The organism is Colwellia sp. TT2012, from assembly GCF_001440345.1.
GTDB lineage: Bacteria > Pseudomonadota > Gammaproteobacteria > Enterobacterales > Alteromonadaceae > Colwellia.
Genome location: NZ_LJYX01000188.1, coordinates 1 through 729, shown reverse-complemented (window position 1 = coordinate 729; position 729 = coordinate 1). Strand labels below are relative to the sequence as shown.

Genomic DNA, 729 nt, shown 5'->3' with positions numbered 1-729 from the left:
GGGCATTACGACCTCAATAAAAAAGGCCGTCAGTGTTAGAATTCCAGCGTTGTTAGATGTTATGTTTGTAATCACTGAGATTATGGAGGGGATCACTAAAGCTATGAAAGCCCTACTGAAAGGCTTTTTATATGATTTTGTTTTTTCGTGGCACATGACGCGTATGAAATATGAGCCCATCAGGGCCAGGCAATAAAATTTGTATAGGCTAACTGCCGGCACTGAGGGGGTATCCAAAAGCAAGAGTGCCTTAGGAGTCAAGGTTGTCCAGACGGGTATTAAGAGTACCGCGGGGCGAAAAAAATACAAAATTAACGTAAGGCCCATCAGGGCTAATAAATATAACATTTAACTACGAGGCTCTTAGGGTTATGGTATGTTTTTCGAATTGCTAATAATTTTTACTTGAAACCAATTTGTAACATAAGTTGACTAGCTTCACCGGCCAGTTATATTGTCGATTGCAAACGTTAACTTCTGAAACTTTTGAAATCGTCGTGTACTAAGTTCTATTAAATCTGTCGTTTGCAATGATAGTTGTAGTTGCGGTTAGGTGAATTAGCTAACCTGCAATTCAATGGGTATTTCTGGATCTGGATGTAGAACGACATCTGCGACAGATTAAATTCACGCGACCACTACGCTCAGCGCTCAGCCAATTCAAAAAAAATATAATGTGAGGGCTTGAGACGCAAGTGAATATTTATAACGGAAAAATAACACAGGGAG

1 protein-coding gene is annotated in these 729 nt (G+C 39.8%); it reads left to right on the top strand.

Features of this window, described 5'->3' with window-relative positions; translation table 11 throughout:
* Positions 1-196 (top strand): hypothetical protein (locus tag ASU03_RS21685; protein ID WP_231731663.1); only part of this gene is annotated, 196 nt, incomplete at its 5' end.
* Positions 197-729: the final 533 nt, after the last annotated feature.